13 protein-coding genes are annotated in these 14,940 nt (G+C 56.4%); 9 read left to right on the forward strand and 4 right to left on the reverse strand.

The window, feature by feature from the left end; all coding sequences use genetic code 11:
• Window positions 1-52 precede the first annotated feature (52 nt).
• Entirely contained in the window at window positions 53-493 is a 441-nt protein-coding gene (locus V1603_RS08845; protein ID WP_192983359.1) for a transcriptional regulator, read from the reverse strand.
• Between the two features lie 574 nt (window positions 494-1,067).
• On the opposite strand from V1603_RS08845, the gene V1603_RS08850 reads away from it, so the two are divergent.
• From V1603_RS08850 to pheP, 5 genes are all read left to right on the forward strand, one after another.
• Window positions 1,068-1,859 (forward strand): winged helix-turn-helix domain-containing protein, encoded by a 792-nt coding sequence (locus V1603_RS08850; protein WP_302218851.1) that lies wholly within the window; start codon window positions 1,068-1,070, stop codon window positions 1,857-1,859.
• Window positions 1,846-2,310, forward strand: coding sequence for a hypothetical protein (locus tag V1603_RS08855; protein WP_166710354.1), 465 nt, complete (start codon window positions 1,846-1,848; stop codon window positions 2,308-2,310). Before V1603_RS08850 ends, V1603_RS08855 begins: the two co-directional genes overlap by 14 nt.
• 159 nt (window positions 2,311-2,469) lie before the next feature.
• Complete coding sequence (locus V1603_RS08860; protein WP_395313785.1) at window positions 2,470-4,653, forward strand: TonB-dependent receptor; 2,184 nt, start codon at window positions 2,470-2,472, stop codon at window positions 4,651-4,653.
• A 127-nt stretch (window positions 4,654-4,780) separates the two neighbouring features.
• Window positions 4,781-6,754 carry a PhoX family protein gene (locus tag V1603_RS08865; protein ID WP_395313786.1) on the forward strand — a complete coding sequence of 658 codons (1,974 nt, stop codon included), beginning with the start codon at window positions 4,781-4,783 and terminating at the stop codon, window positions 6,752-6,754.
• Between the two features lie 102 nt (window positions 6,755-6,856).
• Window positions 6,857-8,245: a phenylalanine transporter gene (gene pheP, locus V1603_RS08870; protein ID WP_163331055.1), complete on the forward strand. Its 1,389-nt coding sequence runs from the start codon at window positions 6,857-6,859 to the stop codon at window positions 8,243-8,245.
• A gap of 98 nt (window positions 8,246-8,343) precedes the next feature.
• Here pheP and V1603_RS08875 read toward each other — a convergent pair whose 3' ends face one another.
• Window positions 8,344-8,643 carry a helix-turn-helix domain-containing protein gene (locus tag V1603_RS08875; protein ID WP_116341386.1) on the reverse strand — a complete coding sequence of 100 codons (300 nt, stop codon included), beginning with the start codon at window positions 8,641-8,643 and terminating at the stop codon, window positions 8,344-8,346.
• Window positions 8,631-8,993, reverse strand: coding sequence for a type II toxin-antitoxin system RelE/ParE family toxin (locus tag V1603_RS08880; protein ID WP_395313787.1), 363 nt, complete (start codon window positions 8,991-8,993; stop codon window positions 8,631-8,633). The genes V1603_RS08875 and V1603_RS08880 overlap by 13 nt, the downstream gene beginning before the upstream one ends.
• A gap of 204 nt (window positions 8,994-9,197) precedes the next feature.
• Here V1603_RS08880 and V1603_RS08885 point away from each other — a divergent pair, with 204 nt between their 5' ends.
• The 4 genes from V1603_RS08885 to V1603_RS08900 all read left to right on the forward strand — a co-directional run bounded on the left by V1603_RS08885 (window position 9,198) and on the right by V1603_RS08900 (window position 13,659).
• Complete coding sequence (locus tag V1603_RS08885) at window positions 9,198-10,436, forward strand: MFS transporter (RefSeq protein ID WP_166710360.1); 1,239 nt, start codon at window positions 9,198-9,200, stop codon at window positions 10,434-10,436.
• A 15-nt stretch (window positions 10,437-10,451) separates the two neighbouring features.
• Window positions 10,452-11,477, forward strand: coding sequence for a sugar phosphate isomerase/epimerase family protein (locus tag V1603_RS08890; RefSeq protein WP_395313788.1), 1,026 nt, complete (start codon window positions 10,452-10,454; stop codon window positions 11,475-11,477).
• Window positions 11,470-12,612 carry a Gfo/Idh/MocA family protein gene (locus tag V1603_RS08895; protein ID WP_395313789.1) on the forward strand — a complete coding sequence of 381 codons (1,143 nt, stop codon included), beginning with the start codon at window positions 11,470-11,472 and terminating at the stop codon, window positions 12,610-12,612. The genes V1603_RS08890 and V1603_RS08895 overlap by 8 nt, the downstream gene beginning before the upstream one ends.
• 75 nt (window positions 12,613-12,687) lie before the next feature.
• Window positions 12,688-13,659 carry a LacI family DNA-binding transcriptional regulator gene (locus V1603_RS08900; RefSeq protein ID WP_163330531.1) on the forward strand — a complete coding sequence of 324 codons (972 nt, stop codon included), beginning with the start codon at window positions 12,688-12,690 and terminating at the stop codon, window positions 13,657-13,659.
• On the opposite strand, the gene V1603_RS08905 is transcribed toward V1603_RS08900, so the two are convergent.
• The gene (locus tag V1603_RS08905; protein WP_395313790.1) at window positions 13,660-14,904 is read right to left on the reverse strand and encodes a mechanosensitive ion channel family protein; all 1,245 of its coding nucleotides are present in this window, start codon (window positions 14,902-14,904) and stop codon (window positions 13,660-13,662) included.
• Window positions 14,905-14,940 lie beyond the last annotated feature (36 nt).

A 14,940-nucleotide genomic window follows, 5' to 3' on the forward strand; every position in this document is an offset into this window, starting at 1 on the left:
TAAAAAAAAGCCCCTCACACGTGAGTGCTCAGGGCAAGAACCTGAGTTGACATCACTCACTCAGGCTATCTGTCTTCTCCTCTTTTTTAACAGAATGAGCCGGGAGTTCGCTCATTCTGTAATAAACGGGGATTACATCTGAATAATTAATGATGTAACCACACCCTTTAATATTGCGAATAAAGTTTTCTGGTAACCCTAGCATACTCAGTTTGTTGTTGAGATTGCGCAGAACCTGCCACAGTCGTTGTGTGGAGGGGCTCAGATTATGCGCCTCCCAAATTTCTTCAAAGAGCTCTTCTTTAGGGATGGGCTGGGCTCTGCCATTCATCAACAAATAAAGGAAAAGCCTGAGCATCGTTTCATTAAAATAAATAGAGGCAAATGCAATACTTTTATCACTCTGGATGCCAGTAAGGCGGTAGAGTCTGCGGTTAGAAATATCAAAATGAATGTCATCACCGATCATAAACCCATATAGACGATAACCCATATCTAATACCCATATTAAATGAAGACGAACTTGCATCACTACATATAAGCGCTGAGATAATCCATACCGTTTATAGGGTGGATTATATGGCTGCAATAAATGCTTTCCAATACACATCCCTGTGCGCTATGAGAAACCGGTTGTACCTCACCCTGGCATGGAGTTTTTGTCGATATAAGTTGTATTTTTGAGATAAAATGTCACATTCTTTTCATTTTTCTTTTGTTTGTTCTGAGAATCGATATGCAATCGACCGCTCAACATAAAAATGCAAATTTTGAAAAAGATTCAGCATTTCTTTCTGTGGACACTACCAGGTAATGAGAAGCCTGATAGCGCCCTTTCGATACCGCATAGGTTACGATTCCTCTGCAGCAAAGAGGAGTGAAGATAAATGATTTATACTGATTAAGTTGATCCTTGAGCTGGGCGGAAGGTGAGAGGGAATGGGGAGTGAAAACCAATAATTCGTTGATAATAAATAACTAATTCCTGAATCAGAAAACGGATACGGATGTGAAAGTATAATAATGATGAATGTACAAAATCCCTGCGCGTTAACGGCCGGTGCGTCATGAAGCCCGTCTTTCTGATAAACGGCACCGTGCTTTTTGAGCCTGAGCTGCGTCGACTGTGCTCACTTTCGGGCTACCCTGAGCGCGCTGTGCTCCTGCATGCTCCGGTTAGCGAGTGCCTGCTACAGCTGCTTGAACACAACGGTGAGGTGCTTACGCAACGTTATCTTTTCTCAGCGGTATGGGAAAAACAGGGTGCAGTTGTCACGACCAACGCCCTCTACCAGACTATCGCCTCTATCCGTAAGGCCCTTAAGATGGCGGGTCTGGCAGATAATGTTGTGCAAACCGTACCCAAAGCGGGGTTTAAGTCGGTTGCTCAAATTCAGACGGGTACACTCGACACCTTTATCGCGACGGACGCGGCTTCGCCAGCCGACCTGCAAACTGAAGCTTCCGTGCCGACACCGCGAGTAGCAGATAACCGTTTCCGCTTTCTCTCAGGGAAAATAGCGTATGGCGTCGCTACGGTGTTATTTATCCTTTCGTGTATGGTTCTCTATCAACAGTTGCATGAAAAACGCGCGGGATTTGAAACCTATCAACCGATAGGCAATATTGCAGGGTGCGACGTTTATTCCTCCTGGTATGACAAAATAAAAAGTCAGCGGATATATATTGGCCTGACCAAACGTTATCCCATTCAGTGCAACGCCGGTGGGGTGGCCTATATCACGCTCAACCGTTATCAAAATGGAACGTCGGTGATTGTGTGCGATAAATTGCCTGAGGTTGCTGGTGCACAATGTGATTCTATTTTGTACAGGGAGCAATACCATGAAAATGACTAGCCGGAATGTGCGCTGGTTGTTCATCCTGTTGATGATTATCGCGCCACTTTTTTATGCCTGGTATACGCATTATCAGCGGAATCATTTTACCTGTGAGAGTCATCTCATTATTGTTGATGAAAATTCGCGGCTAGATGCCCTCATGACGTTTACATTTAATAATGGTGCTGGCAGTTACGATTCCACCGGAGAATACAGTCAGGCGGGTCACGAAACGGTTGCCATCAGCAATAAAATTGCCTTCCGTTACTGGCGCGAAGAAGGGCGAATTATTATGATTTCCAGTGATACAAACGAGCGCCCGAAAAAAGACGAACCTTTTCGTCACTCTATTCCCGATTTTTTCCGTCAACGCGACCATGGCATTAGTATACAGCTCGTTCCGGTGAACGCTGCTTCCTACCTCTTCATCTTCGGAAATACTCCCGCGTTTTACTGTGCTAAAGGATGAGGGGGCCCCTTTATCACGCACTTTTTTGAGCTGGATCTTGCGCATATTTGCGCTTGCCAAAGTATGGATAATGCGTATAGTTCTCATTTGCATTGCAACTAATACATTCTAAGGCCCGCCAACGGGTCATTTTTGCGCGCACTTTCAAACGAGTTAACGATGAACAACACCAAAATGCACAAAACGCTGCTGGCACTCGCCATTGGCGCGGTTACACATCCCGCCTGGGCGGCGGAGGATAAAAAAGAAGACACCATTGTTGTGCAGTCTGCACCTGCCGGCGACTTCAAACCCGGCGGCGACCAGCTGGTGCCAGCCTTCCTTGACGGGCAGGTGGCGAACGGCGGACGCATGGGGATGCTCGGACAGCAGAACGCCATGGACGTGCCGTTCAACATCATCAGCTACACCTCGAAGCTGGTGGAAGATCAGCAGGCGAAAACCATTGCTGACGTGGTCGCCAACGACGCGGGCGTGCAGTTCGTTCAGGGGTACGGCAACAGCGCTGAAACCTTCCGCATTCGCGGCCTGAAGTTTGACGGCGACGACATGACCTTTGGCGGCCTGTCCGGCGTGCTGCCGCGTCAGGTGGTGGATGCCCAGATGGTCGACCGCATCGAGATCTTCAAAGGGGCAAACTCCCTGATGAACGGCGCGGCAAGCTCCGGCGTGGGCGGGATGATCAACCTTGAGCCAAAAAACGCGGGCGACACCCCGCAGGCGAAAGTGGGCGTGGACTACACCTCGGACTCCCAGATTGGCACCACGCTGGATGCAGGCCGTCGCTTTGGCGATAACGACCAGTTCGGCGCACGTGTCAACCTCGTCCATCGTGAAGGGGAAACCGGCGTACCTAACGATCGCCGCCGCACCACGCTGCTCTCCACCGGCCTGGACTACAAAGGCGACCGCTTCCGCTCCTCGCTGGACCTGGGCTATCAGAAAAAAACCTTCCACGGCAGCCCGACCAGCGTCAACATCTCGGCGGTGGATTTCGTGCCTGAACCGCCGAAAAACGATCGGAACTTCTCGCAGAAGTGGGCCTACAGCGATATCGAAAACGAGTTCGGGATGTGGCGCAGCGAGTACGACATTACCGATAACTGGACGGCCTATACTGGCCTGGGCGCGCAGCACGCGCATGAAGAAGGGATCTACAGCGCGCCGAAGCTGGTGGACAAGAGTGGCAAGGCGACGGTCAGCCGTCTGGATACCAACCGCATCAGCGATTCCGTCAGCGGCATGGCGGGTATTCGCGGTAACTTCACTACCGGCTTCGTCTCGCACAAGGTGAACGTCGGGTACTCCGCGATGACTAAAAACGAAAAAATCGCGTGGAAAATGTCGGCGGCGAAAGATAATCCGACCACCAACATCTACCACAACACCGGCGTCGATATGCCGGACAGCACTAACTTCAACGGCTCCGGCGGCAAATACAGCGATCCGCTGACCAGCGGGCGCACCCGCACCCAGGGCTGGCTGCTGAGCGATACCCTGGGCGTGCTTGACGACAAGCTGCTGTTCACCGCAGGCGCGCGCCATCAGAAAGTGGTCGTTCGCGGGTATAACAAAATCACCGGCGCAGAGAACGACGCGGACGGTTTCGACGGCAGTCGCTGGATGCCAACCTACGGCGTGGTCTACAAACCGTGGGAGGAAATTTCCCTCTACGCCAACCACACCGAAGCGCTGCAGCCGGGCAAAACCGCACCTAACACCGCCACCAACTACGGCCAGAGCACCGGCATTGTTCACTCTAAGCAGAACGAAGTGGGCGTGAAGGCTGACTTCGGGCGCGTGGGCGGCTCTCTGGCGCTGTTTGAGATCAAAATGCCGTCGGCGATCCTCGATGCTAACAATCACTACGGCCTGGATGCGGAGCAGCGTAACCGTGGCGTGGAGCTGAACGTCTTCGGCGAGCCGATGCTCGGGATGCGCCTGAACGCCAGCGCCACCTGGCTGCAGGCGGAGCTGACCAAAACCAAAAACGGCGTGAACCAGGGCAACGATGCGATCGGTATTCCGAACTTCTACGCCGTGCTGGGCGCGGAGTACGACATCAAGCCGGTTGACGGCCTGACGGCGACCGCGCGGGTGAACCACTCCGGCACGCAGTATGCCGACCTCGCGAACAGCAAAAAGCTCGACAGCTACACTACGCTGGATCTGGGCATGCGCTATCGCTTCGCGGTGAACCACAACGCAAACCAGATGACCGTGCGCGCGGGTATCGATAACGTGACCAACGAAAACTACTGGGCCAGCGTGGACGACTCCGGTACCTACATCACTCAGGGCGAACCGCGGACCTTTAAGGTCTCGGTTGGCTACGAGTTCTAAGCGTTCCACCTCGTTATCCGGGGCACGGATGCCCCCATCCTTCCGTCACTGTGTTATAAAATTGTAATAAAAGCTTCTTACACTGGTCGCCACATCCTTACCTCTTGGCCAATGACAGGAAGCCGCTATGGGCAGACCCCTCAAATCCGTTTTTAAAAAAGAACATCGCGACGATATCGCTAATCGCAGCGCTAACCCGGTATTCTCCGAGGTGGCTGAGGTGTTCCTCTCCCGCCGCCGTTTCCTCCAGATGGGTGCCGTCGCGGGCGCTGCCGTTTCATTCCCCTTTTTGATTAAACCCGAAAATGCCGTTGCCGCGGTATCGAAGCCTTCCGCGCTGGCAAAAGCGGTTTCCCTGGGTTTTACCAGTATCGACGTCTCCACGGAAGATACGGTCAGGGTGCCGGAAGGCTATATTGCCCGCCCGTTCTATCGCTGGGGTGACCCGACGGGGATCAAGAACAACATGCCGGCCTTTAAGCCGGACGCCAGCAACACCACGGACGAACAGGCCGTACAGGCGGGCATGCACCACGACGGCATGGCGTGGTTTAGTCTGCCGCAGGGGGAGCAAAACCCGGATCATGGCCTGCTGGCAATGAACCATGAATACATCGACAACGGGATGCTGTTTACCGACGGTACGGCGAACTGGAGCCTCGACAAAGCCCGTAAAGGGCAGAACGCGATGGGCGTCTCGGTGGTGGAAGTGAAAAAAGCGGGCAGCGACTGGCAGGTGGTACGCCCGTCTTCATATGCCCGCCGCATCACCGTCAATACGCCGATGCAGCTTACCGGCCCGGCGCGGCATCAGGACTTAATGAAAACCGCCGCCGACCCGCAGGGTGAACGCGTGCTGGGCACCATGCAAAACTGCGCCAACGGCCATACGCCGTGGGGCACCTATCTCACCTGCGAGGAGAACTGGTCGGATATTTTTGTTAAAAAAGCCGATCGTAACCCGCTGGAAAAACGCTACGGCATCAGCGACAGCGATGAATCCTACCGCTGGAACGAGGTGGATGAGCGATTCAGCGTCGATAAAACTCCTAACGAACCGAACCGTTTCGGCTGGGTCGTGGAGATCGATCCCTACAACCCAACCTCCACCCCGCGCAAGCACACCGCGCTGGGCCGCTTCAAGCATGAAGGGGCGGCCGTCACGCTCGCCGCCGACAGCCGCGTGGTGGCCTATATGGGTGACGATCAGAAGTTCGAGTACATCTATAAGTTTGTCTCGGATAAAAAATACGATCCCGCGAACCGTGAAGCCAATATGCAGCTGCTGACGTCCGGCACGCTGTACGTCGCCAGGTTCAACGAGGACGGGAGCGGCGACTGGCTGCCGCTGATCTTCGGGCAAAACGGTCTGGATAAAAGCAAAGGGTTTGAAAGCCAGGGCGATCTGCTGATTAAAACCCGCCTGGCGGCCGACGCGGTGGGGGCAACCAAAATGGATCGTCCCGAGTGGATAGCCGTCGATCCGCACGCCAGCGGCAGCGTCTACTGTACGCTCACCAACAACAGCGATCGCGGGAAAGAGGGCAAGGCGCCGGTGGATGCCGCCAACCCGCGCGCCAACAACGTGTTTGGTCATATTATGCACTGGCGCGAAGACGGAGCAGACCCTACTGCTGCACGCTTTAAGTGGGATATTCTGGTGATGGGTGGGCGGACCGACAGCGATGATCCGAAGGCCAAAGGCTCCATGCAGGGCGCGGCATTCGGCAGCCCTGATGGACTCTCTTTCGATCATCAGGGCGTCCTGTGGATCCAGACCGACGTCTCCTCCAGCACCATTAATAAGAAAGCCTACGAGGGGATGGGCAATAACCAGATGGTGGCCACCATTCCGGGCACCAACGAGTATCGCCGTTTCCTGACCGGGCCGCGCGGGTGTGAAATTACCGGCATCGCGTTTACGCCGGACAACCGGACGCTGTTTATCAACATTCAGCATCCGGGGGAGGGCGGGGATGATATTACCGACCCGGCCAATCCGCGCGCCGTTTCTAACTGGCCGGACGCCAGCCCGAACGGACGCCCGCGTTCGTCAACGGTGGTGATTACCAAAGCGGACGGCGGGATCATCGGGTCGTGACGTTTATCCGCCGGGCGCACGCGCTGGCCCGGCGTTAAACTTGCTACCACCAGCATGAAGTGTTAAAACGTGCCCCTTCTAAAAAAGAGACAGGGGTAGGGCGTGAAAGACGCGTCATCCGCTTCAGGCCATGGTAGCGCTGAAGCTTCGTCGGATCAGAATCCGACGCTGCAACGTGGTTTGCAAAATCGACATATTCAGTTAATTGCCCTTGGCGGCGCGATCGGTACCGGGCTGTTTCTCGGCATCGGCCCTGCCATTCAGATGGCCGGCCCGGCGGTTCTGCTGGGTTACGCTATCGCCGGGATTATCGCCTTCCTGATCATGCGCCAGCTCGGCGAGATGGTCGTTGAAGAGCCGGTGTCAGGCTCCTTCGCACACTTTGCCTATAAATACTGGGGCCCGTTCGCCGGCTTCCTCTCCGGCTGGAACTACTGGGTGATGTTCGTGCTGGTGGGGATGGCGGAGCTGACCGCCGCAGGCATCTACATGCAGTACTGGCTCCCGGACGTGCCAACGTGGATCTGGGCGGCGGCCTTCTTCATCATCATTAACGCCGTTAACCTCGTGAACGTGCGCCTGTATGGCGAAACCGAGTTCTGGTTTGCGCTGATCAAGGTGCTGGCGATTATCGGCATGATCGGTTTCGGCCTGTGGCTGCTGTTCTCCGGCCACGGCGGCGAGCGGGCCACTATCGACAACCTGTGGCAGCACGGGGGCTTCCTCGCGACCGGCTGGAAAGGGCTGATCCTCTCCCTGGCGGTGATCATGTTCTCCTTCGGCGGGCTGGAGCTGATTGGCATTACTGCTGCCGAAGCGCGCGACCCGCACAAAAGCATTCCGAAAGCGGTCAACCAGGTGGTGTACCGTATTCTGCTGTTCTACATCGGTTCGCTGGTGGTGCTGCTGGCGCTCTACCCGTGGGTGGAAGTGAAGTCCGACAGCAGCCCATTCGTGATGATTTTCCACGATCTCAACAGCAATGTGGTGGCTTCGGCGCTGAACTTCGTCATTCTGGTGGCATCGCTGTCGGTCTATAACAGCGGTGTTTACTCCAACAGCCGCATGCTGTTTGGCCTCTCCGTGCAGGGCAACGCGCCGAAGTTTCTCACCCGCGTTAGCCGTCGCGGCGTGCCGGTGAATTCGCTATTCCTTTCCGGCGCGATTACCTCTCTGGTCGTGCTGATCAACTACCTGCTGCCGAAACAGGCCTTTGGCCTGCTGATGGCGCTGGTGGTCGCGACGCTGCTGCTGAACTGGATCATGATCTGCCTGGCGCACCTGCGCTTTCGCGCCGCGATGCGCCGCAAGGGACGCGAGACGCAGTTTAAGGCGTTGCTCTACCCGGCAGGGAACTACATCTGTATCGCCTTCCTGGGGCTGATCCTGGCGCTGATGTGCACCATGGATGAGATGCGTCTTTCGGCAATGCTGCTGCCGGTGTGGGTGGTGTTCCTGTTTATCGCATTTAAGCTCTCGCGCAAAAAGTAGCGCGGTTTTCTCCCTCTCCCTGTGGGAGAGGGCCGGGGTGAGGGCACCAGACCGCACCTGCCTTCACGCCCGGTCAGGCGAAGCAGCCACCTGCAGTATCAAATCTGAAACGCGATCCGTTTCCCATTCGGTAACGTCACATCGATGCTCATTTCACCGCCTAGCGCACTGACATAACGTTTGAGCGTTGAAAGCCGGGGATCGTTTCCCGGCTGTTCGATTTTTGCCACAGTGGGTTGTTTTACCCCCATTGCCTCGGCCAGCTCTGTCTGCGAAACATTGAGCTCTTCCCGCAGTTGGTTCAGGGCAACAATTCTGCGCATCACTTCAACTTTAGCCGCAATACGCTCCTGACTTTCCGCGCTCTGTTGTGCCATGAGTTCTTTTAGCGTTGCCATATGGCCTCCTTATCCGCCAGATGTCTGCTGTACTCAACATCAGCCAGCGTAATCATTTCGTCGTAAAACCGTTTTTGATTGCAACCGGTTTTGTCTCCAGCACAGAGCACAATTGCCTTACGGTCGGGATCAAAAGCAAAAAAAACTCTGATGGGATTTCCCGCATGTTGAATCCGTAACTCTTTCATGTTCGCATAGGCTGAAGCCTTCACGGTGTCTACGTATGGCCGCCCAAGCGTCGGGCCAAATTCAGCAAGAATATGCATTGTTGCCAGCACATCTTCTTTTAATGCTGTTGTTTGTTCAAAGAACCATTCGTCAAATCTTTCCGTTGTCTCGACATTCCACATCGTTTCTCCTGTAGCTTCCTCGCTGTATTATTTTATAGCCTATTGGCTATGGCTACAATCAGAACGTCTCGTTTTGTCATACAACGAGCTTTATCGTGACCCCCCTCCCAAATCTGTTTCGATCCACAGGATCTTTGTTTTGTAATCGATTACTTTTTACTTGAACTGTTTTGTAATCGATTACTTTTGAGGGTGGGGCTCATCATGGTGTCAACAACTGAAAGTAGTGGGAAGGCGATAGCACAGCACCGGCTGCTGGTTCCGCGGCTGTCGCTGATGATGTTTTTGCAGTTTTTTATCTGGGGTAGCTGGTCGGTCACGCTCGGCCTGGTGATGACTCAGCACAACATGTCTTTGCTGATTGGCGATGCGTTCTCCGCCGGGCCAATCGCCTCTATTCTCTCGCCGTTCGTGCTTGGCATGCTGGTGGATCGCTTCTTTGCCTCGCAAAAGGTAATGGCGGTGATGCATCTCGCCGGGGCGGCGATCCTGTGGTTTGTTCCGGGCGCGCTGATTGCCGAAAACGGCGCGCTGCTCATTGGCCTGCTGTTTGGCTACACGCTCTGCTACATGCCGACGCTGGCGCTGACCAACAACATCGCGTTTCACAGCCTGGCGAACGTGGATAAAACCTTCCCGGTGGTGCGCGTGTTCGGCACCATCGGCTGGATCGTGGCGGGTATTTTCATCGGCGTTACCGGCGTGTCGGCAAGCGTCACCATCTTCCAGGTGGCGGCGGCCAGCTCCGTGCTGCTGGCGCTTTACAGCCTGACGCTGCCGCACACGCCAGCCCCGGCGAAAGGCCTGCCGGTCAAGGTGCGCGATCTCTTCTGCGCGGATGCCTTTGCGCTGCTCAAAACCCGCCACTTCTTCGTCTTCTCCGTCTGCGCGATGCTGATCTCCGTTCCGCTGGGCACCTACTACGCCTACACCGCCTCGTATCTGGCGGATGCTGGAATTGCCGACGTCAGCACCGCCATGTCGTTCGGGCAGATGTCCGAGATCGTCTTCATGCTGGTCATTCCGCTGCTGTTCCGCCGCCTGGGCGTGAAGGTGATGCTGCTGATCGGCATGCTGGCGTGGTTCGTGCGTTACGCCATGTTCGCGCTGGGCGTCAGCGAAGAAGGACGCATCCTGCTGTACCTCGGCATTCTGCTTCACGGCGTCTGCTACGATTTCTTCTTTGTCGTCGGCTTTATCTACACCGACCGCGTGGCGGGCGAGAAGGTGAAAGGCCAGGCCCAGAGCATGATCGTCATGTTCACCTACGGCATCGGCATGCTGCTCGGCTCGCAGATTTCCGGCGCGCTCTATAACCGCCTGGTGGCCGGGCAGACCGTGCCGCAGGCGTGGGTGACATTCTGGTGGATCCCGGCGGTGGCTGCCGCGGCGATCGCGCTGATTTTCCTTCTCACGTTTAAGTATGACGATGACAAGGCGTAATGTTCAGGAGGTGGTATGAGGACGATAAAAGGACCCGGCATTTTTCTGTCTCAGTTTATTGACGCAGAAGCGCCGTTTAATTCGCTCGACGGGCTGGCTGAATGGGCGGCAGGTAAAGGTTATAAAGCGGTGCAGATCCCCTGCAACCATCCGCATATTTTTGACGTCGAGAAAGCGGCTGAGAGCCAGGCCTACTGCGATGACATCACCGCTAAGCTGGCCGCGCACGGGCTGGTTATCAGCGAACTGTCGACCCATCTGGAAGGGCAGCTTGTCGCGGTAAACCCGATTTACAGCGACGCGTTTGATCACTTCGCGCCCACGTCCGTGCGCGGTAACGATGCGGCGCGCCGGGCGTGGGCCACGGAGAAGCTGAAACAGGCGGCGGTCGCCTCGGCCAGATTAGGCCTGAAAGCGCACGCCACCTTCTCCGGCTCGCTGGCCTGGCCGTTTTTCTACCCGTGGCCGCCGCATAACGAACAGCGTTTTCAGGAAGCGTTCGGGGAGCTGGCAAACCGCTGGCGGCCGATTCTGGATACCTTCGACGAGCAGGGGGTGGACGTCTGCTTTGAGTTGCATCCGGGGGAAGATCTGCACGACGGCGTGACCTTCGAGCGTTTTCTGGCGCTGGTGGATAACCACCCACGCTGCAACATTCTCTTTGATCCGAGCCACATGCTGTTGCAGCAGATGGACTACCTGACCTTCATCGACATCTACCACGCGCGCATCAGGGCGTTCCACGTGAAGGATGCGGAGTTCCGCCCGAACGGGCGCAGCGGCGTGTACGGCGGCTACCAGCCGTGGATCAACCGCGCCGGACGCTTCCGGTCGCTCGGCGACGGGCAGATCGACTTTAAGGGCATTTTCAGCAAGCTGACCCAGTACGACTATGACGGCTGGGCGGTGCTGGAGTGGGAGTGCTGTCTGAAGGACGGGGATACCGGCGCGCGCGAAGGCAGCGAGTTTATCCGCCGCCACATCATTCCGGTCTCCGGGCGCGCGTTTGATGATTTCGCCGCTGGAGGCAAGCATGATTAACGTCGGAATTATCGGCAGCGGGTTTATCGGCCCGGCGCATATCGAGGCGCTGCGGCGTCTCGGATACGTGCAGGTTGTGGCCCTCTGCGACGGCGCGCTTGCCAAAGCGCGGGAAAAAGCGCGTCAGCTTAACGTGCCGCACGCGTACGGCAGCGTTGAGGAACTGCTCGCACACCCCGATCTGCACGTGGTGCACAACTGCACGCCTAACCACCTGCACGCGGAGATTAACCGCCAGATCCTGCGCGCGGGCAAGCACGTGTTTTCCGAAAAGCCGCTGTGCATGACCCTGGACGAGGCGCGCGAGCTGGTGGCGCTTGCGGATCAGACGGGCGCGGTGCACGGCGTGAGCTTTGTCTATCGCCAGTTTGCGATGGTGCGCCAGGCGGCGAGTATGATGCGTGCGGGCAGAGTCGGGCGGCTGTTTGCCTCGCACGGCAGCTATCTGCAGGACTGGATGCTGCTGGAAACCGACTATAACTGGCGGGTAGATGCCGCGCTGGGCGGCGCATCACGCGCGGTGGCGGACATCGGCTCCCACTGGTGCGACACGGTGCAGTTTGTCACCGGGCGGCGCATTACCGAGGTGATGGCGGATCTCTCCATCGTCTGGCCGACGCGAAGGGCCAGCAAAGGCGGGAATCAAACTTTCTCCCACGACGAGCGGGCGGAGTATGAAGACAAACCGGTCACCACCGAAGACTTCGGCTCGGTGCTGTTCCGCTTCGACGACGGCAGCAAGGGCAGCTTTAGCGTCTCGCAGGTGAGCGCAGGGCGTAAAAACCGCCTGACGTTTGAGGTCAACGGCAGCGAGCGGTCGCTGGCGTGGGATCAGGAGGTGCCGCAGCAGCTGTGGATCGGCCATCGCGCACAGGCCAACCAGACGCTCACCGACGATCCGGGGCTGATGAACCCTGATGTGGCCGACAGCGCCCACTTCCCCGGCGGACATATCGAAGGCTGGCCGGACGCCTTCAAAAATATGATGGCGCAGTTCTACCGCGCCGTGCAGGCGGGCGCGATGCCGGATACGCCGCAGTTTGCGACGTTTCACGATGGTGCAAACGTGATGTATATCATTGATGCCATTGTGAAAAGCCATCAGCAGCAGCGCTGGGTGCGCGTGGAACAATAACGCGTTGCCCGGTTCGCCGGGCAATAAATTTATGGTAGCCTGCACAAAACGCTAACCGCAGGATGTGTCGTCGCTATGTCAATTCAGAAAATCGCTCAGCTGGCCGGGGTCTCCGTGGCGACGGTCTCCCGCGTGCTGAATAACAGCGACACCGTGAAGGCGAAAAACCGCGAGCGCGTTCTGCGGGCGATTCAGGAGAGCAACTACCAGCCAAACCTGCTGGCGCGTCAGCTGCGCACCGCCCGCAGCTATATGATCCTGGTAATGGTGTCCAACATTGCCAACCCGTTCTGCGCCGAAGTGGTAAAGGGCATCGAAGCTGAGGCGGAGAAAAACGGCTACCGCATTCTGCTGTGCAACTCCGGCTCGGACATCGAGCGCTCCCGCTCGGGCTTAAGCCTGCTCTCCGGCAAAATCGTCGACGGCATTATCACCATGGACGCCTTCTCGAAGCTGCCGGAACTGGCCGCGCTGATTGGTTCTGCACCGTGGGTGCAGTGCGCCGAATACGCCGATGCGGGCGCGGTCTCCTGCGTCGGCATCAATGATGTGGACGCTTCACAGCATGCCGTCAGCCAGCTGGCCGACGGCGGCCGCAAGCGTATCGCGATGATCAACCACGATCTCAGCTACAAATATGCCCGCCTGCGCGAGCGGGGCTACAAAAGCGTGATCCACCTGCGGGATCTGGACTATCAGGCGGTGGAGTATGCCAGCGATCTCAGCTCCGGCGCGGGCATGGCCGCGATGCAAAATCTGCTAAAAGAAAACCCGCCGGATGCGGTATTTGCCGTTTCCGACACGCTGGCGGCGGGCGCGCTGCGGGCCATTCAGCAGGCCGGGCTGCGGGTGCCGGAGGATATCGCGGTCGTGGGCTTTGACGGCACCGAGCTCGCGGAGATGGTTTCGCTCACCACCATCGAACAGCCGTCGCGGGATATCGGGCGCAAGGCGGTCGATCTGCTCTTAAATAAGATCGACAACCCGGATGCGCCCACGGAGAGGGTGATGATGGACTGGCGCTTTATTTCCCGCGCCAGTGCCTGATTATTGCGCGATGACGCCCGCCAGGGAGCGAATATCGTTCCCGGTTGGTGACTGGTGAATGCGCAGACCAAATTCATCCACCACCGCAAAAATATGATCGAAGATGTCGGCCTGAATTTCCTCATATTCCGCCCAGACCACTGTGTTGGTGAAGGCATATATTTCAATCGGCAGGCCGTTGGCGTCCGGTGCGAGCTGGCGCACCATCAGCGTCATATCTTTGCGGATGCGCGGGTGGTTGCGCAGATATTCATTCAGGTAGGCGCGGAAGGTGCCGATATTGGTCATCTTGCGCAGATTTAATACTGATTCCCCTTCACCGTTCTGCTGATTCCACAGGCTAATTTCCTCATGACGCGCGGCCAGATAGGGCTTAAGCAGCTTCGCCTGAATCAGCTTCTGCTGCTCCTGCTCGTCGAGGAAATGAATGCTGGTGGTATCAATATTCAGGCTGCGCTTAATGCGTCGCCCGCCGGAGGCAGACATGCCGCTCCAGTTAATAAAGGCGTCAGAGACCAGCGCCCACGTCGGGATGGTGGTGATGGTGTTATCAAAGTTGCGCACCTTAACGGTGGTCAGGCCGATATCCGTCACCGTGCCGTTGGCGCCGTACTTCGGCATCTCCAGCCAGTCGCCGAGCTTGAGCATATCGTTGGCGGAGAGCTGAATCCCCGCCACCAGTCCGAGTATCGGGTCTTTAAACACCAGCATCAGAACGGCGGCCATGGCGCCCAGACCGCTGATAAGAATCGCCGGGGACTGGCCGATCAGCAGGGAGATAATCAATATCCCCACCAGAATGGCGCTCACCAGCTTGATGCCCTGGAAAATCCCTTTTAGCGGCAGCTGCGACGCGGTGGCCATTTTCTGCGACAGGTTAAAAATCACGTCCAGCAGCGAGAAGAAGGAGAGCAGGGCATGCACCATCACCCACAGCTTCGCGCAGGTGGTGAGCATTTCCGCCGCTTCGCTGCCTTTTTGCAGCCACAGCACCGCCTGAACGTTGACGATTATCCCCTGAAGGGTAAAGGCCAGACGGTGAAATAATTTATTCTGGGTAATGATCTGCAACCATAAATGGCTGCTGGCCTGCGCGCGTTTCTCAAATGCGCGCAGCACCACTTTGTGAAGAATAAAATGAACGATGATGGCGGTAAGAAAAATAATACCAAAGATAATCACTAAAGAGGTGGTGTGATTAATTTCAATGCCTAACTCTTCAACCTGAGCAATTAATTCCTGCATAACATCTCCTGTATTGTTGCAGCCCCATAATGGCGG

The organism is Enterobacter sp. ECC-219, assembly GCF_043966805.1.
GTDB classification, from domain to species: domain Bacteria; phylum Pseudomonadota; class Gammaproteobacteria; order Enterobacterales; family Enterobacteriaceae; genus Enterobacter; species Enterobacter cloacae_N.